Annotated in this window: 30 protein-coding genes; all 30 read left to right on the forward strand. The window is 42.0% G+C overall.

Translation table 11 applies throughout. From position 1 onward, the window contains the following. Nucleotides 1-37: 37 nt before the first annotated feature. A complete protein-coding gene (gene rpoC / locus NSU02_RS00745; RefSeq protein WP_117017138.1) occupies nt 38-3,640 on the forward strand; it encodes a DNA-directed RNA polymerase subunit beta' in 3,603 nt (1,200 codons plus the stop codon). A 111-nt stretch (nt 3,641-3,751) separates the two neighbouring features. Further along, a complete protein-coding gene (locus NSU02_RS00750; protein ID WP_063387152.1) occupies nt 3,752-4,000 on the forward strand; it encodes a 50S ribosomal protein L7ae-like protein in 249 nt (82 codons plus the stop codon). Nucleotides 4,001-4,101: 101 nt separating this feature from the next. After that, complete coding sequence (gene rpsL / locus NSU02_RS00755) at nt 4,102-4,515, forward strand: 30S ribosomal protein S12 (protein WP_063387153.1); 414 nt, start codon at nt 4,102-4,104, stop codon at nt 4,513-4,515. Between the two features lie 42 nt (nt 4,516-4,557). Beyond that, the gene (gene rpsG / locus NSU02_RS00760; RefSeq protein ID WP_063387154.1) at nt 4,558-5,028 is read left to right on the forward strand and encodes a 30S ribosomal protein S7; all 471 of its coding nucleotides are present in this window, start codon (nt 4,558-4,560) and stop codon (nt 5,026-5,028) included. 47 nt (nt 5,029-5,075) lie between these two features. After that, nucleotides 5,076-7,154, forward strand: coding sequence for an elongation factor G (fusA, locus tag NSU02_RS00765; protein WP_063387155.1), 2,079 nt, complete (start codon nt 5,076-5,078; stop codon nt 7,152-7,154). A 131-nt stretch (nt 7,155-7,285) separates the two neighbouring features. Further along, nucleotides 7,286-8,473 (forward strand): elongation factor Tu, encoded by a 1,188-nt coding sequence (gene tuf, locus NSU02_RS00770; protein WP_063387156.1) that lies wholly within the window; start codon nt 7,286-7,288, stop codon nt 8,471-8,473. A 272-nt stretch (nt 8,474-8,745) separates the two neighbouring features. After that, nucleotides 8,746-9,054, forward strand: coding sequence for a 30S ribosomal protein S10 (gene rpsJ, locus NSU02_RS00775; RefSeq protein WP_063387157.1), 309 nt, complete (start codon nt 8,746-8,748; stop codon nt 9,052-9,054). Between the two features lie 39 nt (nt 9,055-9,093). Continuing rightward, on the forward strand, nt 9,094-9,723 hold the full coding sequence (gene rplC, locus NSU02_RS00780) for a 50S ribosomal protein L3 (RefSeq protein ID WP_063387158.1): 630 nt from the start codon (nt 9,094-9,096) through the stop codon (nt 9,721-9,723). A gap of 28 nt (nt 9,724-9,751) precedes the next feature. Next, entirely contained in the window at nt 9,752-10,375 is a 624-nt protein-coding gene (gene rplD, locus NSU02_RS00785) for a 50S ribosomal protein L4 (protein ID WP_063387159.1), read from the forward strand. Beyond that, the gene (rplW, locus tag NSU02_RS00790; protein ID WP_063387160.1) at nt 10,375-10,662 is read left to right on the forward strand and encodes a 50S ribosomal protein L23; all 288 of its coding nucleotides are present in this window, start codon (nt 10,375-10,377) and stop codon (nt 10,660-10,662) included. The genes rplD and rplW overlap by 1 nt, the downstream gene beginning before the upstream one ends. Nucleotides 10,663-10,689: 27 nt before the next feature. Continuing rightward, nucleotides 10,690-11,520 (forward strand): 50S ribosomal protein L2, encoded by an 831-nt coding sequence (gene rplB / locus NSU02_RS00795; protein WP_063387161.1) that lies wholly within the window; start codon nt 10,690-10,692, stop codon nt 11,518-11,520. A gap of 57 nt (nt 11,521-11,577) precedes the next feature. After that, nucleotides 11,578-11,856, forward strand: coding sequence for a 30S ribosomal protein S19 (rpsS, locus tag NSU02_RS00800; RefSeq protein WP_063387162.1), 279 nt, complete (start codon nt 11,578-11,580; stop codon nt 11,854-11,856). Nucleotides 11,857-11,876: 20 nt separating this feature from the next. After that, a complete protein-coding gene (rplV, locus tag NSU02_RS00805) occupies nt 11,877-12,218 on the forward strand; it encodes a 50S ribosomal protein L22 (protein WP_063387163.1) in 342 nt (113 codons plus the stop codon). A gap of 3 nt (nt 12,219-12,221) precedes the next feature. Next, nucleotides 12,222-12,878, forward strand: a complete 657-nt coding sequence (gene rpsC / locus NSU02_RS00810; RefSeq protein WP_063387164.1) for a 30S ribosomal protein S3 — start codon at nt 12,222-12,224, stop codon at nt 12,876-12,878. Between the two features lie 2 nt (nt 12,879-12,880). Next, on the forward strand, nt 12,881-13,315 hold the full coding sequence (gene rplP / locus NSU02_RS00815; protein WP_063387165.1) for a 50S ribosomal protein L16: 435 nt from the start codon (nt 12,881-12,883) through the stop codon (nt 13,313-13,315). Then, nucleotides 13,305-13,505 carry a 50S ribosomal protein L29 gene (rpmC, locus tag NSU02_RS00820; protein WP_063387166.1) on the forward strand — a complete coding sequence of 67 codons (201 nt, stop codon included), beginning with the start codon at nt 13,305-13,307 and terminating at the stop codon, nt 13,503-13,505. The genes rplP and rpmC overlap by 11 nt, the downstream gene beginning before the upstream one ends. Before the next feature lie 21 nt (nt 13,506-13,526). Next, on the forward strand, nt 13,527-13,790 hold the full coding sequence (gene rpsQ, locus NSU02_RS00825; RefSeq protein WP_063387167.1) for a 30S ribosomal protein S17: 264 nt from the start codon (nt 13,527-13,529) through the stop codon (nt 13,788-13,790). Between the two features lie 41 nt (nt 13,791-13,831). After that, complete coding sequence (rplN, locus tag NSU02_RS00830) at nt 13,832-14,200, forward strand: 50S ribosomal protein L14 (protein WP_063387168.1); 369 nt, start codon at nt 13,832-13,834, stop codon at nt 14,198-14,200. Nucleotides 14,201-14,235: 35 nt separating this feature from the next. Next, nucleotides 14,236-14,547, forward strand: a complete 312-nt coding sequence (rplX, locus tag NSU02_RS00835; protein ID WP_339193834.1) for a 50S ribosomal protein L24 — start codon at nt 14,236-14,238, stop codon at nt 14,545-14,547. 20 nt (nt 14,548-14,567) lie between these two features. Continuing rightward, nucleotides 14,568-15,113: a 50S ribosomal protein L5 gene (gene rplE / locus NSU02_RS00840; protein WP_063387170.1), complete on the forward strand. Its 546-nt coding sequence runs from the start codon at nt 14,568-14,570 to the stop codon at nt 15,111-15,113. Nucleotides 15,114-15,133: 20 nt separating this feature from the next. Continuing rightward, a complete protein-coding gene (locus NSU02_RS00845; RefSeq protein WP_063387171.1) occupies nt 15,134-15,319 on the forward strand; it encodes a type Z 30S ribosomal protein S14 in 186 nt (61 codons plus the stop codon). Nucleotides 15,320-15,349: 30 nt separating this feature from the next. Next, nucleotides 15,350-15,748 carry a 30S ribosomal protein S8 gene (gene rpsH, locus NSU02_RS00850; RefSeq protein WP_063387172.1) on the forward strand — a complete coding sequence of 133 codons (399 nt, stop codon included), beginning with the start codon at nt 15,350-15,352 and terminating at the stop codon, nt 15,746-15,748. Nucleotides 15,749-15,777: 29 nt separating this feature from the next. Further along, the gene (rplF, locus tag NSU02_RS00855) at nt 15,778-16,314 is read left to right on the forward strand and encodes a 50S ribosomal protein L6 (RefSeq protein WP_063387173.1); all 537 of its coding nucleotides are present in this window, start codon (nt 15,778-15,780) and stop codon (nt 16,312-16,314) included. A gap of 31 nt (nt 16,315-16,345) precedes the next feature. Next, nucleotides 16,346-16,708, forward strand: coding sequence for a 50S ribosomal protein L18 (rplR, locus tag NSU02_RS00860; RefSeq protein WP_063387174.1), 363 nt, complete (start codon nt 16,346-16,348; stop codon nt 16,706-16,708). 21 nt (nt 16,709-16,729) lie between these two features. Then, complete coding sequence (gene rpsE, locus NSU02_RS00865) at nt 16,730-17,230, forward strand: 30S ribosomal protein S5 (RefSeq protein WP_063387175.1); 501 nt, start codon at nt 16,730-16,732, stop codon at nt 17,228-17,230. Between the two features lie 13 nt (nt 17,231-17,243). Then, on the forward strand, nt 17,244-17,426 hold the full coding sequence (gene rpmD, locus NSU02_RS00870) for a 50S ribosomal protein L30 (RefSeq protein WP_063387176.1): 183 nt from the start codon (nt 17,244-17,246) through the stop codon (nt 17,424-17,426). 23 nt (nt 17,427-17,449) lie between these two features. Continuing rightward, a complete protein-coding gene (gene rplO / locus NSU02_RS00875) occupies nt 17,450-17,890 on the forward strand; it encodes a 50S ribosomal protein L15 (RefSeq protein ID WP_063387177.1) in 441 nt (146 codons plus the stop codon). Beyond that, the gene (gene secY / locus NSU02_RS00880) at nt 17,890-19,182 is read left to right on the forward strand and encodes a preprotein translocase subunit SecY (RefSeq protein ID WP_063387178.1); all 1,293 of its coding nucleotides are present in this window, start codon (nt 17,890-17,892) and stop codon (nt 19,180-19,182) included. The genes rplO and secY overlap by 1 nt, the downstream gene beginning before the upstream one ends. A 58-nt stretch (nt 19,183-19,240) precedes the next feature. Continuing rightward, on the forward strand, nt 19,241-19,894 hold the full coding sequence (locus tag NSU02_RS00885) for an adenylate kinase (RefSeq protein WP_117017137.1): 654 nt from the start codon (nt 19,241-19,243) through the stop codon (nt 19,892-19,894). Next, nucleotides 19,891-20,637 (forward strand): type I methionyl aminopeptidase, encoded by a 747-nt coding sequence (gene map, locus NSU02_RS00890; RefSeq protein ID WP_117017136.1) that lies wholly within the window; start codon nt 19,891-19,893, stop codon nt 20,635-20,637. The genes NSU02_RS00885 and map overlap by 4 nt, the downstream gene beginning before the upstream one ends. Nucleotides 20,638-20,650: the final 13 nt, after the last annotated feature.

Consider the following 20,650-nt stretch of genomic DNA (forward strand, 5'->3'; position numbering starts at 1 on the left):
TTTTTTGCTACGGAAGATAAAAAGGGAGGTAGGCCCCTTGCTGGATGTAAATAATTTTGAGTATATGCACATCGGTCTTGCTTCACCTGATAAAATTCGTTCATGGTCATATGGTGAAGTGAAAAAACCAGAAACGATCAACTATCGTACTTTAAAGCCTGAAAAAGACGGTTTGTTTTGTGAACGTATATTCGGTCCGACAAAAGATTGGGAATGCCACTGCGGAAAATATAAACGGGTTCGCTATAAAGGCGTAGTATGCGATCGATGCGGTGTTGAGGTTACGCGAGCAAAAGTGCGTCGGGAGAGAATGGGGCATATCGAACTTGCTGCCCCTGTCTCTCATATTTGGTATTTCAAAGGGATTCCAAGCCGTATGGGACTAGTTCTTGACATGTCACCTCGAGCATTGGAAGAAGTTATTTATTTTGCCTCTTACGTCGTGACAGATCCTGGGGACACACCACTTGAAAAGAAACAGCTTTTATCTGAAAAAGAGTATCGCACATACCGCGAGAAATACGGAAATGCCTTCCAAGCATCAATGGGTGCGGAAGCAATTAAAAAATTATTGCAAGATATCAATCTTGATAAAGAAGTAGAAGCGTTAAAAGAAGAGCTTAAATCTTCTCAAGGCCAGCGGCGCACAAGAGCGATTAAACGCCTTGAAGTGATGGAGGCATTCAGAAATTCCGGAAATGACCCTTCATGGATGGTGTTGGATGTACTTCCTGTCATTCCGCCTGAATTGCGGCCGATGGTTCAATTGGATGGCGGACGCTTTGCAACTTCCGATTTGAACGATTTGTATCGCCGTGTTATTAACCGAAACAATCGTTTAAAAAGACTGTTGGATCTTGGAGCGCCAAGTATCATCGTGCAAAATGAGAAACGGATGCTTCAAGAGGCTGTTGACGCACTTATTGACAATGGACGCCGTGGTCGTCCAGTTACTGGACCGGGAAATCGTCCACTGAAGTCACTCTCTCATATGCTGAAAGGAAAGCAAGGACGCTTCCGTCAAAACCTGTTAGGAAAACGGGTTGACTACTCTGGACGATCCGTTATCGTTGTCGGCCCAAATCTGAAAATGTATCAATGCGGTTTGCCAAAGGAAATGGCGCTTGAGCTCTTTAAGCCTTTTGTCATGAAGGAGCTTGTTGAAAAAGGGCTGGCACATAACATTAAAAGCGCCAAACGGAAAATTGAACGCGTCCATCCTGAAGTTTGGGATGTGTTGGAGGAAGTCATTAAAGAACATCCGGTTCTGCTTAACCGGGCACCGACTTTGCACAGATTAGGAATCCAAGCGTTCGAACCGACGTTAGTCGAAGGGCGTGCCATTCGTCTACATCCGTTGGTATGTACAGCCTATAATGCTGACTTCGACGGTGACCAAATGGCTGTTCACGTTCCGTTATCGGCAGAAGCACAAGCAGAAGCAAGGCTGTTAATGCTTGCGGCTCAAAACATTTTAAATCCGAAAGACGGAAAACCGGTTGTTACGCCTTCACAAGATATGGTGTTGGGGAACTATTACTTAACAATGGAACGTGAAGGAGCGATCGGAGAAGGGAAAATTTTCAAAGATCCTGATGAGGCGCTCATTGCCTATCAAAACGGCCATGTACATTTGCATACACGAATTGCAGTACATGCCGGTTCCTTAAAGAACGAAACATTTACAGAAGAACAAAATAAAAAGCTTCTGATCACAACGGTAGGAAAATTAATATTCAACGAAATACTGCCGAATTCGTTCCCGTATATTAATGAGCCGTCAACTAAGAACATTCAAGAATGCACGCCTGATAAATATTTTGTTGATCCGGCACAGGTAGATGTGCGGGAGCACATTAAAAACCAAGAAATCATTCCTCCATTTAAAAAAGGAATTTTAGGAAAAATTATTGCCGAAGTCTTTAAGAGATTCCATATTACTGAAACATCGAAGATGCTTGACCGCTTAAAAGATTTAGGCTTTAAATATTCGACTAAAGCCGGAATTACAATCGGTGTTTCTGATATTGTTGTGTTGGCGGAAAAAGAAGCAATTTTAAAAGAGGCGCAAGCTAAAGTTGACAATGTCTTGAAGCAATTCAGACGCGGATTAATCACTGAAGATGAGCGGTACGATCGTGTTATCTCTATTTGGAGTGCTGCTAAAGACACCATTCAAAGCAAGCTGATGAATTCATTAGATAAGCGGAATCCGATTTTCATGATGAGCGATTCAGGAGCTCGCGGAAATGCATCTAACTTCACGCAGCTTGCGGGAATGCGCGGACTGATGGCTAACCCTGCTGGACGAATTATTGAGCTTCCGATTAAATCGAGTTTTAGAGAAGGTTTGACAGTGTTAGAATACTTCATCTCGACCCATGGTGCCAGAAAAGGTCTGGCAGATACAGCATTAAAAACTGCTGACTCCGGTTATTTAACACGCCGCCTTGTAGATGTTGCGCAAGATGTGATTATTCGTGAGGAAGACTGCGGAACAGACAGAGGAATTTTAGCGAGAGCGCTGAAAGACGGTTCAGAAGTTATCGAAAAACTCGAGGAACGGATTATCGGACGATATGCAAGAAGATCGGTTATTCATCCTGAAACGGGCGAAGTGCTTGTCAGGGAAAATGAAATGATTACCGAAGACATAGCAGCTCAAATTGTCAATGCAGGGATAGAAGAAGTTTGGATTCGCTCTGCATTCACATGTAATACAAGACATGGTGTATGTAAAAAATGTTATGGACGGAACTTGGCTACCGGCACTGATGTCGAAGTAGGCGAAGCGGTAGGAATTATCGCTGCTCAATCGATCGGAGAGCCGGGTACACAGCTGACGATGCGTACTTTCCACACCGGTGGGGTTGCCGGCGACGATATTACCCAAGGTTTGCCGCGTGTTCAAGAATTGTTTGAAGCCCGTAATCCAAAAGGGCAAGCGGTTATTTCAGAAATTGACGGGGTAGTTGCTGAAATTAATGAAGTGAGAGATAAGCAGCAAGAAATTGTCGTCCGCGGTGAAGTGGAAACACGCACATACACGGCGCCATTTAACGCCCGCTTAAAAGTAGCTGTGGGGGACCGTGTAGAACGCGGCCAAGAAATTACGGAAGGTTCAATAGATCCAAAAGAATTGTTGAAAGTAAAAGACATTTTAGCCGTTCAAGAATATTTGCTTCGTGAAGTGCAAAAAGTGTACAGAATGCAAGGTGTGGAAATCGGCGATAAGCATATTGAAGTAATGGTGCGGCAAATGCTGCGGAAAGTCCGTGTCATCGATTCCGGCGATACGGATGTTCTGCCGGGAACACTCCTTGACGTTCATCAATTTACAGAAGCGAATAAAAAGGTGCTTTTGGAAGGAAAACGCCCTGCAACAGGACGGCCGGTATTGCTCGGTATTACAAAGGCATCGCTTGAAACGGAGTCCTTCTTGTCTGCCGCATCATTCCAAGAGACAACACGCGTATTAACGGATGCGGCCATTAAAGGAAAACGGGATGAACTGTTAGGCTTGAAGGAAAATGTTATTATCGGTAAGCTTGTTCCGGCTGGAACAGGAATGCAGCTCTATAGAAAAATAAAACCGGTCATGAATAAAAAATCCGTTGACGAAACGATTTCGGTTGAATAATTGTCGGGGAAAAGATGGATGCCGTAAAATGCACAGTTGACATCCATCTTTTCCAATGTTAATATTATCAAGGTGTGTAAATATCACCTGTCACTTTGGAGGATATGAAATATGTCTTATGAAAAAGTAGCACAGGCTGAAAAGATTATTATTGGTACAAAGCAAACAGTGAAAGCTCTGAAAAATGACACTGTAAAGGAAGTTATCATTGCAGTGGATGCTGACCCGAAAGTGACAAACAAAGTGGTTCAGCTGGCTGAAGAGAAAGAAGTTCCTTTAATTAAGGTCGATTCTATGAAGAAGCTCGGAAAAGCTTGCGGAATAGAAGTTGGAGCGGCAGCTGTTGCAATTATAAAATAAACATTGTTTTTGTAGATTTCTGCAAAAACAATTGTTTTTACCAAATTATGAACCGCCTGGATGTGTGGGTTTGAAAAAACGTTTGAAGGGAGGAAATGTATATGCCTACAATTAACCAATTAGTGCGAAAAGGCCGCACGCGCAAAGTAGTAAAATCAAAATCTCCTGCGTTAAACAAAGGATACAACAGCTTCAAAAAAGAACAAACAAATTTATCTTCGCCGCAAAAACGAGGAGTATGTACACGTGTTGGAACAATGACACCTAAAAAACCAAACTCAGCTCTTCGTAAATATGCACGTGTCCGCTTGTCAAACGGAATTGAAGTAACAGCTTATATTCCGGGGATCGGACATAACCTGCAAGAGCACAGCGTTGTGCTAATCCGCGGCGGACGTGTAAAAGACTTGCCTGGTGTCCGCTATCATATCGTACGCGGAGCTCTTGACACAGCTGGAGTTGAAAACCGTAAGCAAGGCCGTTCCAAATATGGAACGAAACGTCCTAAAAACTAAAAGATAATATAATAAATACAGAATGAAGGGAGGAATTTAGTGATGCCACGTAAAGGACCTGTACCAAAACGTGACGTACTACCAGATCCAATTTACAATTCAAAATTAGTAACTCGTCTGATTAATAAAATCATGATTGACGGTAAAAAAAGCAAAGCGCAAAAAATTCTTTACAATGCATTTGATATCGTGAGAGAACGAACTGGCAAAGATCCAATGGAAGTGTTTGAACAAGCATTGAAAAATATTATGCCAGTATTAGAAGTTCGTGCACGCCGTGTAGGGGGCGCAAACTACCAAGTACCTGTAGAGGTTCGTCCTGAACGCCGCACAACTTTGGGTCTTCGCTGGTTAGTAAACTATGCCCGCCTTCGTGGTGAAAGAACGATGGAAGAACGTCTTGCGGCTGAAATCATTGACGCAGCAAACAACACAGGTGCGGCAGTGAAAAAGCGTGAAGATACACATAAAATGGCTGAAGCGAATAGAGCATTTGCACATTATCGCTGGTAATAAACATAATATTTATCAATACCCATGAAGGAAGGAGAAATTACCCGATGCCAAGAGAGTTCTCCTTAGAAAAAACTCGCAATATCGGTATTATGGCGCACATTGATGCTGGTAAGACGACAACAACTGAGAGAATTTTGTTCTATACAGGCCGCATTCACAAAATCGGGGAGACTCACGAAGGAGCTTCCCAAATGGACTGGATGGAGCAAGAACAAGAACGCGGTATTACCATTACATCTGCCGCTACAACAGCTCAATGGAAGGGACATCGGATCAATATTATTGATACGCCAGGGCACGTAGACTTCACGGTTGAAGTTGAACGTTCTTTGAGAGTCCTAGACGGAGCAGTTGCAGTTCTTGATGCTCAGTCTGGTGTTGAGCCGCAAACGGAAACAGTTTGGCGCCAAGCAACAACATACGGAGTGCCGCGCATTGTATTTGTTAACAAAATGGATAAAATCGGCGCAGACTTTTTATACTCTGTCAAAACACTTCACGATCGCTTAGAGGCTAACGCACACCCTATTCAGCTCCCGATTGGAGCAGAAGATCAATTTGAAGGTATCATTGACCTTGTGGAAATGAAAGCATATTACTATCTGGATGATCTAGGTACGCGTTCGGAAGCTCGTGAAATTCCAGACGAGTATAAAGAACAAGCAGAAGAGCTGCACACTCGATTGATTGAAGCAGTTGCAGAGCTTGATGAAGAATTGATGATGAAGTACCTTGAAGGAGAGGAAATTTCCGTTGACGAGCTTAAAGCAGCTATCCGTAAAGGTACTTGTAACGTTGAGTTTTATCCTGTTTTATGCGGCTCAGCTTTTAAAAACAAAGGCGTGCAGCTAATGCTGGATGCGGTAATTGATTACTTGCCATCGCCAATTGATGTGCCACCGATAAAAGGCGTCATCCCTGATACAGAGGAAGAAACAGTTCGCAAATCAAGCGACGATGAACCATTTGCTGCATTGGCGTTTAAAGTAATGACAGACCCATATGTAGGAAAATTAACTTTCTTCCGCGTATATTCAGGAACATTAAGTTCCGGTTCATACGTATCCAATTCCACAAAAGGTAAACGTGAACGGATTGGACGTATTCTACAAATGCACGCGAATCACCGCGAAGAAATTCCAATGGTATATGCAGGTGATATTGCTGCTGCAGTTGGTTTAAAAGATACAACAACTGGAGATACTCTATGTGATGAAAATCATCCGGTTATTTTAGAATCGATGGAGTTTCCAGAGCCTGTTATCAGAGTTGCGATTGAACCTAAATCAAAAGCAGACCAAGACAAAATGTCAACAGCATTGCAAAAACTATCTGAAGAAGACCCAACATTCAAATCGCATACGGATCCGGAAACTGGCCAAACAATTATTGCCGGTATGGGCGAACTTCACCTTGACATTATCGTTGACCGTATGAAACGTGAATTTAAAGTTGAATGTAATGTAGGTGCGCCACAAGTTGCGTATCGCGAAACATTCCGCTCATCCGCACAAGTTGAAGGTAAATTCGTACGTCAATCAGGCGGACGCGGACAATACGGTCACGTTTGGATCGAATTCAGTCCAAATGAAGAAGGAAAAGGATTTGAATTCGAAAACGCAATTGTCGGTGGTGTCGTTCCACGCGAGTACATCCCAGCGGTTCAGGCTGGTTTGGAAGATGCTATGCAAAACGGTGTGCTTGCAGGCTATCCGTTAATTGACATTAAAGCTAAACTTTTTGATGGGTCTTACCACGATGTTGACTCAAGTGAGATGGCGTTTAAAATTGCCGCTTCACTTGCCCTTAAAAATGCTGCTCAAAAATGTAACCCGGTACTCCTTGAGCCAATTATGAAAGTTGAAGTAATTGTACCTGAAGAGTACATGGGAGACATCATGGGTGATATCACTTCACGCCGTGGACGTGTGGAAGGAATGGAAGCACGTGGAAATGCACAAGTTGTAAAAGCAATGGTTCCACTCGCTGAAATGTTTGGTTATGCAACCGCACTTCGTTCCAATACACAAGGACGCGGTACATTTACGATGCACTTCGATCATTACGAAGAGGTGCCTAAAAACATTGCAGAAGAAATTATCAAAAAAAATAAAGGCGAATAATTGATTTTCAACCATTGTTCAAGTATAAATACTTATGTAGCCCTTGGATGCGGATGCACTTGCGCCGCCTCCAAGTATTCTATATATTTATTTAAAATGAAACATATTTTTTTAAGGAGGAAAAATTACTTATGGCTAAAGCGAAATATGAACGCTCTAAACCACATGTTAACATTGGTACAATCGGCCACGTTGACCATGGTAAAACTACTTTGACTGCAGCTATTACTACTGTTCTTGCAAAACAAGGTAAAGCTGAAGCTCGTGCATATGATCAAATTGACGGTGCTCCAGAAGAGCGTGAACGCGGAATCACGATTTCAACTGCACACGTAGAATACGAAACTGACAACCGCCACTATGCACACGTTGACTGCCCTGGACACGCAGACTATGTTAAAAACATGATCACTGGTGCTGCTCAAATGGACGGCGCTATCCTAGTTGTTTCTGCTGCTGACGGTCCTATGCCGCAAACTCGTGAGCACATTCTTTTATCTCGCCAAGTAGGTGTGCCTTACATCGTTGTATTCTTAAACAAATGCGACATGGTAGACGACGAAGAATTATTAGAACTAGTTGAAATGGAAGTTCGTGACCTTCTTTCTGAATATGACTTCCCTGGCGACGATGTACCTGTTATCAAAGGTTCTGCGCTTAAAGCACTTGAAGGAGATGCTGAATGGGAAGAAAAAATCATTGAATTAATGAACGCAGTTGACGAATACATCCCAACTCCAGAACGCGATACAGAAAAACCTTTCATGATGCCTGTTGAAGACGTATTCTCTATCACTGGTCGCGGTACAGTTGCAACTGGTCGTGTAGAACGCGGCGTTGTAAAAGTTGGTGACGAAGTAGAAATCGTTGGTTTAGCTGAAGAATCTAAGAAAACAACTGTTACTGGTGTTGAAATGTTCCGTAAGCTTCTTGATCAAGCTGAAGCTGGAGACAACATCGGTGCTTTACTTCGCGGTATCGCACGTGACGAAGTAGAACGCGGTCAAGTTTTAGCAAAACCTGGTTCTATCACACCGCACAAAAAATTCAAAGCACAAGTTTACGTTCTTTCTAAAGAAGAAGGTGGACGTCATACTCCATTCTTCTCTAACTACCGTCCACAATTCTATTTCCGTACTACAGACGTAACTGGAATTATCACTCTTCCAGAAGGCGTAGAAATGGTAATGCCTGGAGATAACGTTGAAATGACTGTTGAACTCATTTCTCCAGTTGCGATTGAAGACGGTACGAAATTCTCTATCCGCGAAGGCGGTCGTACTGTAGGTGCAGGATCTGTTTCAGCTATCCTTGACTAATTGAAAAAAGCGAGTCGAATAGGCTCGCTTTTTTTATTATAAATATGAAGTCTGCAACGCTTTAACTTTTAAAGAAACAACACTAAATTTTATAGGAAATCCTGATTTTTTCTTGCATTAGACACCTGTTTTTTATATAATGTATAACGTTGGTCTTTGACTGCGATGAAGCGGGAGGTTGCTGATACACCCGGCCGCTTTGCCATGGCGGGCGTACAGGAAATTCTCGTGGAGAATTGTCTATGGAAAGTAGGCGAAAAGGAGGGAAAATAATGGCAAAACAAAAAATTCGAATTCGATTAAAAGCGTATGATCACAGAATCCTTGATCAATCTGCCGAAAAAATTGTGGAAACTGCAAAACGTTCGGGAGCAAATGTTTCTGGTCCAATTCCGCTACCGACTGAAAAAACAGTTTATACAATTCTTCGAGCAGTGCACAAATATAAAGATTCTCGTGAACAATTTGAAATGCGTACACATAAACGTTTAATCGATATTGTCAACCCTACACCGCAAACGGTTGATGCGTTAATGCGTTTAGATTTGCCTTCTGGTGTAGACATTGAAATTAAACTGTAACGATAGATTAAAACATTTGAAATTTAGGAGGTGTGACTCATGACCAAAGGAATCTTAGGAAGAAAAATTGGAATGACGCAAGTATTTGCAGAAAACGGTGAATTAATTCCTGTTACTGTAGTTGAAGCATCCCCAAACGTCGTTCTTCAAAAGAAGACTGTTGAAACAGACGGCTACGATGCGATTCAACTAGGTTTTGAAGACAAGCGTGAAAAGCTTGCAAACAAGCCGGAAAAAGGTCACGCTGCAAAAGCAAATACTGCTCCTAAGCGCTTCATTCGTGAAGTTAGAGGTGCTAATGTAGACGAGTATGAAATTGGTCAAGAGGTTAAAGTAGACATTTTTTCTGCTGGGGAACTTGTTGATGTGACAGGTATTTCTAAAGGGAAAGGATTTCAAGGTGCGATTAAACGTCACGGACAATCACGTGGCCCAATGTCTCACGGTTCACGGTACCACCGTCGTCCTGGTTCAATGGGAGCCATTGCACCAAACCGTGTTTTTAAATCAAAAGAACTTCCTGGAAGAATGGGCGGTGAACGCGTAACCGTTCAAAATCTTGAAGTTGTAAAAGTAGATGCTGAACGCAATCTTCTTTTAATCAAAGGGAATGTTCCGGGACCGAAAAAATCATTAGTTATTATTAAATCTGCAGTAAAAGCGAAGTAATTTCAACAGGAAAGGAGGAAACGGAAAAATGCCGAAAGTTACGTTATATAACCAAAACGGATCAGCAGTTGGCGAAATCGAATTAAATGATTCTGTTTTTGGTATTGAGCCGAATAAACACGTATTATTTGAAGCTGTCATTATGCAAAGAGCTTCTCAAAGACAAGGCACTCATAAAGTAAAAAACCGTTCTGAAGTTAGTGGCGGTGGCCGTAAGCCATGGCGTCAAAAAGGTACAGGACGCGCACGTCAGGGATCCATCCGTTCACCTCAATGGCGCGGAGGTGGGACAGTATTTGGACCAACACCTCGCACATATGCATACAAATTACCGAAAAAAGTCCGCCGCTTAGCAATCAAATCAGCTTTATCTTCTAAAGTTCAAGAGAACAATATTGTTGTATTAGAAGATTTAGTGTTGGAAGCTCCAAAAACGAAAGAAATGGCTGGAATTCTCAAAGGGCTTTCCGTTGACAGAAAAGCGCTGATTGTAACAGGAGACGAAAACGAAAATGTAATCCTGTCTGCACGCAATATTCCAGGTGTAACAGTTGTTACGGCTAATGGAATCAACGTGTTGGATGTGTTGAGCCATGATAAACTTGTTATTACAAAAGCAGCGGTGGAAAAAGTAGAGGAGGTGCTTGGATAATGAAGGATCCTCGAGATATTATTAAGCGCCCCATCATCACTGAACGTTCAATGGATCTAGTAGCTGACAAAAAATATACATTTGAAGTAGATGTGAAAGCAAACAAAACAGAAGTGAAGGACGCTATTGAAAAAATTTTCGATGTCAAAGTTGAAAAAGTCAACATTATGAATTACAAAGGAAAACTTAAACGTGTTGGCCGGTTCAGCGGTTTGACAAATCGCCGTAAAAAAGCAATCGTGAAATTAACGGCAGACAGCAAAGAAATCGAATTGTTCGAAGCATAATTTTGAAAGTGAAGGAGGGAAACTGAGATGGCGATTAAAAAATATAAACCAACCTCTAACGGTCGCCGCGGCATGACAGTATCTGATTTTGCTGAAATCACTACTGACAAGCCGGAAAAGTCGTTGCTTGCTCCGCTTCATAAAAAAGCAGGACGCAACAACCAAGGTAAGCTAACTGTTCGTCATCAAGGCGGAGGCCATAAACGTCAATATCGTATTATTGATTTTAAGCGCGATAAAGATGGAATACCAGGACGCGTTGCTACTATTGAGTACGATCCAAACCGCTCCGCAAACATTGCATTAATTAACTATGTTGACGGAGAAAAACGCTATATTCTGGCTCCTAAAAACTTAAAAGTAGGAATGGAAGTAATGTCAGGACCTACAGCTGATATTAAAGTTGGAAACGCACTTCCTCTTCAAAATATCCCAGTAGGTACTGTCATTCATAACATCGAATTAAAACCAGGAAAAGGCGGACAATTGGTTCGTTCTGCAGGTACTTCAGCTCAAGTGCTTGGTAAAGAAGGAAAATATGTATTAGTTCGTTTAGCTTCTGGTGAGGTCCGCATGATTTTGGCAACTTGCCGTGCCACTGTCGGCCAAGTAGGGAATGAGCAGCATGAATTAATTAATATTGGTAAAGCAGGACGTTCCCGCTGGTTAGGCAAACGTCCAACAGTTCGCGGATCTGTTATGAACCCTAGCGATCACCCGCACGGTGGGGGAGAAGGAAAAGCACCTATTGGTCGTAAATCTCCTATGACGCCTTGGGGTAAACCGACTCTTGGGTTTAAAACTCGCAAAAAGAAAAACAAATCCGATAAATTTATCGTTCGCCGTCGTAAAAAATAACGGGGTTGTTCTACGGTTCATCAGAACCGTAGCGCAATCACGAAGGGAGGTAACATTATGGGTCGTAGCTTAAAAAAAGGACCATTCTGCGATGATCATTTAATGAAAAAAATCGAAAAATTAAATGAAACTGGAAGCAAACAAGTCATCAAAACTTGGTCTCGCCGTTCAACTATTTTCCCATCTTTCATCGGTCATACCATTGCGGTCTATGATGGAAGAAAACATGTTCCGGTATACATTACTGAAGACATGGTAGGACATAAGCTTGGAGAGTTTGCTCCAACTCGTACTTACAGAGGCCATGCCGGCGATGACAAGAAGACAAAACGCTAATATGAGAGGAGGATTTTAGGATGCAGGCTAAAGCTGTTGCGAGAACAGTACGAATTGCTCCTCGTAAAGCTCGTTTAGTTATTGACTTAATCCGAGGAAAGCAAGTTGGTGAGGCAATTGCCATTCTTCGCCATACACCTAAAGCTGCTTCACCAATTATTGAAAAAGTGTTAAAATCGGCTGTTGCAAATGCAGAGCATAACTATGACATGGACGGAAACAATTTATATATTGAAAAGGCTTATGTTGATGAAGGACCAACTTTGAAACGCTTTAGACCACGTGCACAAGGTAGAGCGAGCCAAATCAACAAACGCACAAGCCATATTACGATCATTGTTTCGGAAAAAAAGGAGGGATAATTAGTGGGTCAAAAGGTAAATCCAGTCGGTCTTCGAATTGGCATCATTCGTGATTGGGAATCGAAATGGTATGCAGAAAAAGATTATGCAGACCTGTTACATGAAGACCTCAAAATTCGTGAATACATTAATAAACGTTTAAGCGATGCATCCGTTTCCCGCATTGAAATTGAACGTGCGGCAAACCGTTTAAATATCACTATCCACACAGCTAAGCCAGGAATGGTTATCGGTAAAGGTGGTACAGAGGTCGAAGCTTTAAGAAAGGCTTTGAACCAACTAACTGGCAAACGTGTGCACATTAATATTTTAGAAATTAAAAAAGCTGATTTAGATGCAAAACTTGTTGCGGAAAATATTGCACGTCAGCTAGAAAACCGCGCTTCGTTCCGTCGTGTTCAAAAACAAGCGATCCAACGTGCAATGCGCGCAGGTGCATTAGGTATTAAAACAATGGTATCCGGCCGTCTTGGTGGTGCAGATATCGCACGTTCTGAACATTACAGTGAAGGAACGGTACCGCTTCATACTCTTCGTGCAGACATCGATTACGGAACTGCAGAAGCGGATACAACGTACGGAAAATTGGGCGTAAAAGTTTGGATTTATCGTGGAGAAGTTCTTCCAGCTAAAAAGAACAATGAGGAAGGAGGCAAATAATTATGTTAATGCCTAAACGCGTAAAATATCGTAGAGAACATCGCGGGAAAATGCGCGGACGTGCAAAAGGCGGCACTGAAGTTCATTTCGGTGAATATGGCATTCAAGCTCTTGAGCCTGCTTGGATCACCAACAGACAAATTGAAGCAGCACGTATCGCGATGACGCGTTATATGAGACGTGGCGGAAAAGTTTGGATTAAAATTTTCCCGTCTAAACCATACACGGCTAAACCTTTAGAAGTACGGATGGGTTCCGGTAAAGGGGCACCTGAAGGCTGGGTTGCCGTAGTGAAGCCGGGTAAAGTATTGTTCGAGGTTGCGGGTGTTTCTGAAGAAGTTGCACGTGAAGCACTGCGTCTTGCATCTCATAAATTACCGATCAAAACAAAATTTGTAAAACGTGAAGAAATTGGTGGTGAATCAAATGAAAGCTAAAGAAATTCGTGATCTAACCACTGCCGAAATTGAACAAAAAGTGAAATCTTTAAAAGAAGAATTGTTTAACTTGCGCTTCCAGCTTGCGACTGGTCAGCTTGAAAATACTGCCCGCATCCGTGAAGTACGCAAAACGATTGCTAGAATGAAAACTATTATTCGCGAAAGAGAAATTGCTGCAAACAAATAATCGTGAGAGGAGGTTTGCCAAATGAGTGAACGCAACAAGCGCAAAGTTTATACTGGACGCGTCGTGTCGGATAAAATGGATAAGACCATCACTGTTCTTGTTGAAACTTATAAAAAACACCCGCTTTACGGAAAACGCGTGAAATATTCTAAAAAGTTCAAAGCTCATGATGAGCAAAACAAAGCGAAAGTCGGCGATATCGTTCGCATTATGGAAACTCGCCCGCTATCTGCAACAAAACGTTTCCGTTTAGTTGAAATTGTAGAAGAAGCAGTTATTATTTAATTTGGTTCGGATGAAAAAAATTCCGAAGGGAGGTCACGAACATGATTCAACAAGAATCTCGTTTAAAAGTTGCTGATAACTCTGGTGCACGTGAATTGTTAACAATTAAAGTTCTTGGCGGATCTGGTCGTAAAACAGCAAATATCGGTGATATTATTGTCGGTACGGTTAAACAAGCAACACCAGGAGGCGTTGTTAAAAAAGGTGATGTAGTAAAAGCTGTTGTTGTGCGTACAAAACGTGGTGTGCGCCGTCCTGACGGTTCGTACATTCGTTTTGACGAAAACGCATGCGTCATCATCCGCGAAGACAAAAGCCCGAGAGGTACTCGTATTTTTGGACCGGTTGCGCGTGAACTTCGCGATAAAAACTTTATGAAAATCGTTTCTCTTGCTCCAGAAGTACTTTAATTATGAGTTTGGCTTACCAAGGAGGTGTGTAATCGATGCATGTTAAGAAGGGTGACAAAGTAATGGTGATCGCCGGAAAAGATAAAGGAAAACAAGGCGTGATCCTTGCAGCATATCCGAAAAAGAACCGCGTGCTTGTGGAAGGCGTGAACATCGTGAAAAAACATGCGAAGCCTTCTCAAGATAATACACAAGGCGGAATTATCAGTAAAGAAGCGCCTATTCATGTATCAAATGTAATGCCATTAGATCCAAAAACAGGTGAACCGACTCGTGTCGGTTATAAAATTGTGGACGGCAAAAAGGTGCGTGTAGCAAAAAAATCAGGTGAAATTTTAGATAAATAATTTGGAAGGGAGGTCTATTTATGAACCGCCTTAAAGAAAAATACGTAAAAGAAATCATACCTGCACTAATGAACAAGTTTAACTATAAATCTGTTATGCAAGTTCCTAAAATCGAAAAAATTGTCATCAATATGGGCGTCGGTGATGCAGTCCAAAATGCGAAAGCGCTGGACAGTGCTGTTGAAGAATTAACTCTCATTTCTGGTCAAAAACCTGTAGTGACTCGTGCGAAAAAATCCATTGCCGGCTTCCGGCTTCGTGAAGGAATGCCGATCGGCTGCAAAGTTACGCTTCGTGGAGAGCGTATGTACGATTTCTTTGACAAATTGATTTCCGTTTCTTTACCACGTGTGCGCGACTTCCGTGGTGTATCTAAAAAATCATTTGATGGCCGCGGCAATTATACGCTTGGTATTAGAGAACAACTTATTTTCCCAGAAATTGATTACGATAAAGTAAATAAAGTAAGAGGTATGGATATCGTAATCGTTACAACAGCAAAAACCGATGAAGAGGCTCGCGAGCTATTAACTCTGTTCGGCATGCCGTTCCAAAATAATCGCTAATTTAGATTGGAGGCGAAAATGTGGCTAAAAAGTCAATGATTGCGAAACAAAAACGCAAGCAAAAATTTAAAGTGCGTGAATACACACGCTGTGAACGCTGCGGCCGTCCGCATGCAGTCATCCGCAAATTTAAGCTTTGCCGTATTTGTTTCCGTGAACTTGCTTACAAAGGTCAGATCCCTGGCGTGAAAAAAGCTAGTTGGTAGTATCGATAAATGGGAAGGAGGTTATTTATAATGGTGATGACAGATCCTATTGCAGATATGCTTACTCGCATTCGCAATGCGAACATGGTTCGTCATGAAAAACTGGAAGTTCCTGCTTCCAAAATTAAACGGGAAATTGCTGAAATTTTAAAGCGTGAAGGGTTTATTCGCGATTATGAATATATTGAAGATAATAAACAAGGTATTTTGCGCATTTTCTTAAAGTACGGGCCTAACAACGAACGTGTTATAACTGGCCTTAAACGAATCAGCAAACCAGGCTTGCGCGTTTATGCAAAAGCTAATGAAGTGCCACGTGTGTTGAATGGATTAGGAATAGCAATCGTTTCGACTTCTCAAGGCGTTTTAACTGATAAAGAAGCGCGCGCGAAGCAAACAGGCGGAGAAGTGCTCGCATACGTTTGGTAATTTTTTAACACGAAATGGAGGTGTCATTCATGTCACGTGTAGGGAAAAAACCGCTTGAAATTCCTTCAGGTGTCACTGTTACGATTAATGGAAATACAGTAACAGTAAAAGGACCAAAAGGAGAATTAACCCGTACATTTCATCCAGATATGGATATAAAAGTTGAAGATCAAGTATTAACTGTTACTCGTCCATCTGACAATAAAGAGCACCGTGCTCTTCACGGGACGACTCGCAGCCTTCTTGCCAATATGGTTGAAGGTGTTTCCAAAGGCTTTGAAAAAAGTTTAGAACTGATCGGGGTCGGATACCGTGCATCAAAATCAGGAAAGAAACTAGTATTGAATGTCGGATACTCTCATCCAGTCGAATATGAACCTGAACAAGGCATTGAAATCGACGTTCCTTCTCAAACAAAAATCGTCGTTAAAGGTACAGATAAAGAGCGTGTTGGCGCAGTCGCTGCAAACATTCGTGCGGTTCGTCCGCCTGAACCATATAAAGGAAAAGGCATCCGCTATGAAGGAGAATATGTGCGCCGCAAAGAAGGTAAGACTGCTAAGTAATGCCGCATAAAGAAAGAAAGGAGTGACGTAGATGATTACAAAACCTAGTAAAAATGCGGTTCGCAAAACTAGACATGCACGCGTGCGTTCAAAGGTTTCCGGTACAGCCGCTCGCCCGCGTTTAAACGTATACCGCTCCAACAAGCACATTTATGCTCAAGTGATTGATGATACAAATCACCAAACGCTTGTGAGTGCTTCTACTTTGGATAAAGAGCTTAACTTGGAATCAACTGGGAATGTAGAAGCTGCTCAAAAGGTCGGCGAACTTGTTGCAAAACGTGCGCTTGAAAAAGGTATTAAATCTGTTGTGTTTGACCGTGGTGGATATTTATATCATGGACGTGTGAAGGCTTTAGCTGATGCAGCTCGCGAAGTTGGCCTTGAATTTTAATCGACAAAGGAGGGAAAAGTGATGCGTCGTATTGATCCAAGCAAACTTGAACTTGAAGAACGTGTTGTTACCGTAAACCGTGTTGCAAAAGTAGTAAAAGGTGGCCGTCGTTTCCGTTTTGCTGCCCTTGTTGTTGTCGGGGACAAAAACGGTCATGTAGGTTTCGGAACTGGTAAAGCGCAAGAAGTTCCTGATGCTATCCGCAAAGCAATTGAAGATGCAAAGAAAAACTTAATTGAAGTACCAATTGTAGGTACGTCCATTCCACACGAAGTAATCGGTAAATTCGGTGCAGGAAAGATTCTCTTGAAACCTGCTGTTGAAGGTACGGGGGTTATCGCTGGAGGACCTGTCCGTGCAGTACTTGAATTAGCAGGTGTTCACGATATCTTATCTAAATCTTTAGGCTCCAATACACCGATTAATATGGTTCGGGCAACAGTTGACGGGTTAAAGCAGCTGAAGCGTGTAGAAGATGTTGCTAAACTTCGTGGAAAAACGGTTGAAGAACTGTTAGGATAAGGAGGGAAAGACAATGGCAAAAAAATTGGCGATTACCCTCAAAAAGAGTGTAATTGGTCGTCCTGAAGACCAAAGAATAACCGTTAAAACATTAGGCTTGCGGAAATTGCATCAAACAGTTGTTCATAATGACAATCCGGCAATTCGCGGAATGATCAATAAAGTGTCACATCTCGTGAAAGTGGAAGAACAATAATCAAATAAGGAGGTGCCAAGGTTATGAAGCTTCATGAATTAAAACCGGCAGAAGGTTCTCGTAAAGAGCGGAATCGTGTTGGTCGCGGTATTGGTTCAGGTAATGGAAAAACTGCTGGACGTGGTCAAAAAGGACAAAATGCCCGATCTGGCGGTGGAGTTCGCCCTGGATTTGAAGGCGGTCAAACTCCTCTATTCCGTCGTTTGCCAAAACGTGGGTTTACAAACATTAACCGCAAAGAATATCAAGTTGTGAACTTGGACAAATTGAATCGTTTTGAAGACGGTACGGAAATTACTCCAGAGCTTCTTTTGGAAACAGGTGTTGTAAGCAAACTGAAAGCAGGTATTAAAGTGCTTGGAGACGGTAAATTAGAGAAAAAATTAACGGTTAAAGCACACAAATTTTCTGCTTCAGCAAAAGAGGCAATTGAAGCCGCCGGCGGTTCTGCTGAGGTGATTTAATGTTCAAGGCAATCTCCAATTTTATGCGCGTGGGTGACATTCGCAATCGAATCTTGTTCACCCTTCTTATGCTGGTAATTTTCCGGATCGGCACTTTTATCCCTGTCCCGGGTGTGAACGCAGACGTACTAAAAGCACAAGACCAATTGAACGTATTTGGCGTTTTGAACATTTTTGGAGGCGGGGCATTGCAAAACTTCTCCATTTTAGCAATGGGGATTATGCCTTACATTACTGCTTCAATCATTGTTCAGCTTCTGCAAATGGACGTTGTACCGAAATTTACAGAGTGGTCGAAGCAGGGTGAAGTAGGCCGCAGAAAGCTTGCCCAATTCACGCGTTATTTAACAATTATTTTAGGATTTATTCAAGCGCTGGCAATGTCATATGGCTTTAATAATATGGCCGGCGGTCTGTTAATCATAAACCCTGGCATTGGAAACTATTTGTTGATCGCACTTGTTTTAACTGCGGGAACAGCCTTTTTAATGTGGCTTGGTGAGCAAATTACCGCAAAAGGCGTTGGGAACGGTATTTCTATTATTATCTTTGCTGGGATTGCTGCCGGCATTCCAACGGCAGTAAACCAAATTTATGCTCAACAATTTGCGGATGTTGGCGATCAGCTATTTTTAAGAATTGTAACTGTCGTTTTGCTTGTTCTTGCCGTTTTATTAGTTGTTGTAGCTGTTATTTTCGTTCAACAAGCATTTCGAAAAATTCCGATTCAGTATGCAAAGCGGCTTGCAGGTAGAAGTCCGGTTGGGGGACATTCAACGCATCTCCCATTGAAGGTTAACTCTGCTGGAGTCATTCCAGTCATTTTTGCAGTATCGTTTATTGTTACCCCCACTACGATTGCATCGTTCTTTGGACCAAATGATGTAACAAGATGGATTCAAAAAACATTTGATTACACGCAACCTATCGGGATGATCATCTACGTTGCATTAATTATCGCTTTCGCTTATTTCTATACATTTGTTCAAGTGAACCCGGAGCAAATGGCTGAAAATTTGCAGAAGCAAGGCGGCTATATACCGGGTATAAGACCAGGAAAAAGTACACAAGAGTACGTAACGAAAATTTTATACCGTTTAACATTTGTCGGTTCTATTTTTCTAGCAGTTGTCTCAATACTTCCTGTCTTTTTTATAAAATTTGCTGACTTGCCTTCTTCAGCACAAATAGGTGGAACAAGTCTCTTGATCGTTGTCGGTGTCGCTTTGGAAACTATGAAGCAGCTTGAGAGCCAGCTTGTCAAACGTCATTACAAAGGTTTTATGAAATAAGAGGTTGTGGGGCGATGAATGTCCCATTCCCTCGAAAAGCGTTTGAGGGGGAGAGTCCATGAATTTAGTATTAATGGGGCTGCCTGGGGCAGGAAAAGGAACACAGGCTGAAAAAATTGTTGAAAAATACAACATCCCGCATATATCAACAGGAGATATGTTCAGAGCAGCTATAAAAGATGGAACCGAGTTAGGGTTACAAGCGAAGTCTTATATGGATAAAGGCGAATTAGTGCCGGATGAAGTTACGATTGGTATTGTTCGGGAAAGATTAGGCAAGAATGATACTGATAAAGGCTTTTTATTGGATGGTTTTCCGCGCACCGTTGCTCAAGCGGAGGCTTTGGAGCAAATTTTAAAAGAGCTTAATAAAGAAATTGATTATGTTATCAACATTCATGTTGACCAAGAAATTTTAATGGAACGGCTAACAGGACGAAGAATTTGCAAAAATTGCGGTGCAACGTACCATCTTGTATTCAATCCGCCAAAAGAAGAAGGAATTTGTGATAAGTGCGGAGGAAATTTATATCAACGAGCTGATGATAACGCTGAAACCGTTGGAAACCGTTTGGAAGTGAATTTGAAGCAGTCGAAACCGCTGCTTGATTTCTATAAATCTAAAGGCTATTTGAAAAATATTGACGGTCAGCAAGAGATTAACAAAGTATTTGAAGATATTTGCAACTTGCTTGGAGGCTTGGGTGAATGATTATTTGCAAAACAAAGCGCGAAATTGAAATTATGCGCGAGGCTGGACGGATTGTTGCTTTAACTCACCAAGAACTCCAGAAATATATTCAGCCTGGTATTACAACAAAAGAACTGGACAGTATTGCTGAAAAGTTTATACGTGAACATGATGCAATCCCCTCATTTAAAGGGTATAATGGTTTTCGCGGCAGTATTTGCACTTCCGTGAATGAAGAGCTTGTTCACGGAATACCTGGAGACCGTGTATTGCGTGATGGAGATATTATTAGTATTGACATTGGTGCGAAATACAACGGCTATCACGGGGACTCTGCATGGACTTATCCTGTCGGTACAATTTCCGAAGAAACACAGAAATTGCTTGATGTTACAAAAGAATCTTTATATAAAGGATTAGAAGAAGCAAAACCAGGGGGAAGACTTTCGAACATTTCTCATGCCATTCAAGTTTACGTCGAATCTCACGGTTTTTCCATTGTTCGTGAATACGTAGGTCATGGCGTAGGGCAAGACTTGCATGAGGATCCTCAAATTCCGCATTATGGTCCACCGAACAAAGGGCCAAGGCTGAAGCCCGGTATGGTTTTAGCGATTGAGCCTATGGTCAATGCGGGAAGCCGTTATGTCAGAACGTTAGCTGATAATTGGACTGTCGTGACTGTAGATGGCAAAATGTGTGCTCATTTTGAACATACAATTGCTATTACTGATACAGGTTATGAAATTTTAACAACACCCTAAGTGAAGGTGATGT

Source organism: Aeribacillus sp. FSL W8-0870, from assembly GCF_037963755.1.
GTDB classification, from domain to species: Bacteria; Bacillota; Bacilli; order Bacillales; family Aeribacillaceae; genus Aeribacillus; species Aeribacillus composti.

Bases quoted from the DNA above. Each gene is read 5' to 3' on its own strand.
- NSU02_RS00885 (WP_117017137.1), top strand. From the start codon at position 19,241: ATGAATTTAGTATTAATGGGGCTGCCTGGGGCAGGAAAAGGAACACAG.
- rpsG (WP_063387154.1), top strand. From the start codon at position 4,558: ATGCCACGTAAAGGACCTGTACCAAAACGTGACGTACTACCAGATCCA.
- rplB (WP_063387161.1), top strand. From the start codon at position 10,690: ATGGCGATTAAAAAATATAAACCAACCTCTAACGGTCGCCGCGGCATG.
- rpmD (WP_063387176.1), top strand. From the start codon at position 17,244: ATGGCAAAAAAATTGGCGATTACCCTCAAAAAGAGTGTAATTGGTCGT.
- rplR (WP_063387174.1), top strand. From the start codon at position 16,346: ATGATTACAAAACCTAGTAAAAATGCGGTTCGCAAAACTAGACATGCA.
- secY (WP_063387178.1), top strand. From the start codon at position 17,890: ATGTTCAAGGCAATCTCCAATTTTATGCGCGTGGGTGACATTCGCAAT.
- rplO (WP_063387177.1), top strand. From the start codon at position 17,450: ATGAAGCTTCATGAATTAAAACCGGCAGAAGGTTCTCGTAAAGAGCGG.
- rplN (WP_063387168.1), top strand. From the start codon at position 13,832: ATGATTCAACAAGAATCTCGTTTAAAAGTTGCTGATAACTCTGGTGCA.
- rplP (WP_063387165.1), top strand. From the start codon at position 12,881: ATGTTAATGCCTAAACGCGTAAAATATCGTAGAGAACATCGCGGGAAA.
- NSU02_RS00750 (WP_063387152.1), top strand. From the start codon at position 3,752: ATGTCTTATGAAAAAGTAGCACAGGCTGAAAAGATTATTATTGGTACA.
- rpsE (WP_063387175.1), top strand. From the start codon at position 16,730: ATGCGTCGTATTGATCCAAGCAAACTTGAACTTGAAGAACGTGTTGTT.
- rpsQ (WP_063387167.1), top strand. From the start codon at position 13,527: ATGAGTGAACGCAACAAGCGCAAAGTTTATACTGGACGCGTCGTGTCG.
- fusA (WP_063387155.1), top strand. From the start codon at position 5,076: ATGCCAAGAGAGTTCTCCTTAGAAAAAACTCGCAATATCGGTATTATG.
- rplX (WP_339193834.1), top strand. From the start codon at position 14,236: ATGCATGTTAAGAAGGGTGACAAAGTAATGGTGATCGCCGGAAAAGAT.
- rplV (WP_063387163.1), top strand. From the start codon at position 11,877: ATGCAGGCTAAAGCTGTTGCGAGAACAGTACGAATTGCTCCTCGTAAA.
- rplC (WP_063387158.1), top strand. From the start codon at position 9,094: ATGACCAAAGGAATCTTAGGAAGAAAAATTGGAATGACGCAAGTATTT.
- rplF (WP_063387173.1), top strand. From the start codon at position 15,778: ATGTCACGTGTAGGGAAAAAACCGCTTGAAATTCCTTCAGGTGTCACT.
- rpsH (WP_063387172.1), top strand. From the start codon at position 15,350: ATGGTGATGACAGATCCTATTGCAGATATGCTTACTCGCATTCGCAAT.
- rplE (WP_063387170.1), top strand. From the start codon at position 14,568: ATGAACCGCCTTAAAGAAAAATACGTAAAAGAAATCATACCTGCACTA.
- map (WP_117017136.1), top strand. From the start codon at position 19,891: ATGATTATTTGCAAAACAAAGCGCGAAATTGAAATTATGCGCGAGGCT.
- rplD (WP_063387159.1), top strand. From the start codon at position 9,752: ATGCCGAAAGTTACGTTATATAACCAAAACGGATCAGCAGTTGGCGAA.
- rpsJ (WP_063387157.1), top strand. From the start codon at position 8,746: ATGGCAAAACAAAAAATTCGAATTCGATTAAAAGCGTATGATCACAGA.
- rpsL (WP_063387153.1), top strand. From the start codon at position 4,102: ATGCCTACAATTAACCAATTAGTGCGAAAAGGCCGCACGCGCAAAGTA.
- rpmC (WP_063387166.1), top strand. From the start codon at position 13,305: ATGAAAGCTAAAGAAATTCGTGATCTAACCACTGCCGAAATTGAACAA.
- rplW (WP_063387160.1), top strand. From the start codon at position 10,375: ATGAAGGATCCTCGAGATATTATTAAGCGCCCCATCATCACTGAACGT.
- rpsS (WP_063387162.1), top strand. From the start codon at position 11,578: ATGGGTCGTAGCTTAAAAAAAGGACCATTCTGCGATGATCATTTAATG.
- tuf (WP_063387156.1), top strand. From the start codon at position 7,286: ATGGCTAAAGCGAAATATGAACGCTCTAAACCACATGTTAACATTGGT.